Below are 2,306 nucleotides of genomic sequence, written 5' to 3'. Positions count from 1 at the left end.
GGATGGTTCCGGAATAGTGGTGTTTACAGCCACAGCCGACAATGCACTGAACTATAAGTACTTTTTCAGCGACGGTACCACGGCATTTTCCAACGGGGAGCCGGTAACCAAGAGGTTTACCCAAACTGGCCTTAACACCTATACGGTTACCGTTACTGCCACTGGAACGGGTGGGCTCACCAGTTCTACCTTACTGGAAGTTGAGGTACAGAGTGATTTCTCAGACCCCGAAACCTTACAATTCCTAACAGGGGGTTCCAGCAAAACCTGGTATCTGGATGTTGCCCAGCCCGGACATTTGGGCGTTGGTCTTACCCGGGATATCCGGCCAGACGCCTATTGGTTTGCCACGGAATTCAATGCTGCTCCTAACCTTTTCTGTGAGAATCCAAACGCCAGTTGTTTCTGTGATGATGAGATGACCTTTACCCTGAATTCGAGCGGACAAATCATCTTTGAGTTGGATAATAAAGGAGCTACTTTTTTCAATGGCGCGAATTCAGAAGCCGGCGGAGGATCCGGTAGCGGGGATGATATCTGTCTGGAATTCGATACCAGCGGGGAATCCATAGTAAATTTAGCACCCTCAGAAAATGACCTTCCGCCTTCAGAGACTACGGGTACGGTCATGAATTTGTCTGGAGGAGGTTTCCTGATGTATTACAACGGGGCTTTCTCCTATGAAGTACTTTCTATATCGGAGAATACCCTTTATGTCCGTTCCCTGGATGGCGTTAATCCCGTGCTTGCATGGTACCTCAAGTTTACGACCACCCCTCCGGGAGAATCTCCCGGGAACGATTTCGATACCCTGGTCTTCGAAGAGGAATTCAACGTTGATGGGGCTCCTGATGCCTCTGTTTGGAATTACGATATCGGTACGGGGGACAACGGATGGGGCAACGGTGAAGCCCAGTATTACACCGATCGTCCTGAAAATATAACCGTGGAAGATGGATTTTTGAAGATTACGGCAAGGGCCGAGGCATTCGAGGGGAGTTCCTATACCTCTTCCCGGATCCAATCCTATCAGAAATTCGAATTCCAGTATGGAAAAGTAGAGGTGCGAGCCAAACTCCCTGCCGGGGGGGGTACCTGGCCGGCCATATGGATGTTGGGGGCCGATTTTGAAACGAATGAATGGCCGGCCGCCGGGGAGATCGATATTATGGAACATGTGGGCAACCAGCAGAATACCATCTTTGGTTCCACCCATGATCCGGACAATTTCGCTGGGAATTCCCGCAGTGTCACTACCGTGGTGGAGGGGGCTTCCGATGATTTTCACGTCTATGGGATCGAGTGGACGGAGGAAAGAATAACGTTTAGCGTAGACGGAGAGAACTACGGCGCCCTCGAGAACAACGCAAGCCTGCCCTTCAACAAGGACTTTTTTATGATCCTGAATGTGGCCATGGGGGGTAATTTTGGAGGTGAGATCGACCCTGCCTTTACGGAGTCTACGATGGAGGTAGACTACATCCGGGTGTACCAATAAAAAATTATGTACCTTCCTGAAGTTGATACGAGCGATTCCCTTTCTTTATTCCAGAAAGGGGATCGCCTTTGTTTCAAAGAGGCGGGAAGAAGCCCCGCCCTATAGATCCAACCCAACCAAAATATACCTTTATGGAAACCACTACCGTCGTCAAGATGAACAAGTCCTACACGACCCTGATCAGCCTTATCGTCGCCCTCGGGGGGTTTCTGCTCGGTTTTGACAGTGCTGTTATTTCTGGCGCAGTAAAAGGCATCACTATTTATTTTGAAATGTCCGATGCTATGCTGGGCTTTGCTGTCGGCTGTGTCATTTTTGGTGCCATGGCCGGAAATTTGATGGCTGGGCCCATGGCCGATCGTTTTGGCAGGAAGGCAGTGCTAATTGTGGTGGCAGCGCTTTTTGCCGTCTCTGCTACCTGGTCGGCACTTGCCACGGGCTACACGGAGTTCATTATTGCCCGGATCATTGGGGGAGTTGGCATAGGGGGCGCCATCCTTATTGCACCCATCTATATTGCCGAAATCGCCCCGCCCAAATTAAGGGGTAGCCTGGTTTCCTTTAACCAGTTGAATATTGTGATCGGGATATCAGTAGCCTATTTTTCCAATTATTTCCTGGTCGATTCCGGATCGGATAGCTGGCGGTGGATGCTCGGGGTAGAAGCGATCCCGGCAATCATTTATTTTTTGGCCCTATTTACGGTACCCAAAAGCCCCCGCTGGCTAATACTGAAATTCAATAAGGTAAAGCTTGCCCGGAAGATCCTCGTGCGTATTGGGGGGGAAGCCTACGCGGAATACACTAT

Annotated in this window: 2 protein-coding genes; both read left to right on the top strand. The window is 50.1% G+C overall.

Annotated features, from left to right (window positions below; genetic code table 11):
* On the top strand, positions 1-1,498 hold a 1,498-nt coding region (locus WBV75_RS09550; protein ID WP_424120394.1), incomplete at its 5' end, for a glycoside hydrolase family 16 protein.
* 131 nt (positions 1,499-1,629) lie between these two features.
* Positions 1,630-2,306 (top strand): MFS transporter (locus WBV75_RS09545; protein ID WP_424120393.1); only part of this gene is annotated, 677 nt, incomplete at its 3' end.

Source organism: Robiginitalea sp., assembly GCF_049588695.1.
Lineage (GTDB): Bacteria > Bacteroidota > Bacteroidia > Flavobacteriales > Flavobacteriaceae > Robiginitalea.
Note: the sequence above shows the minus strand (reverse complement) of the source record. Positions and strands in the feature narration are given on the sequence as shown.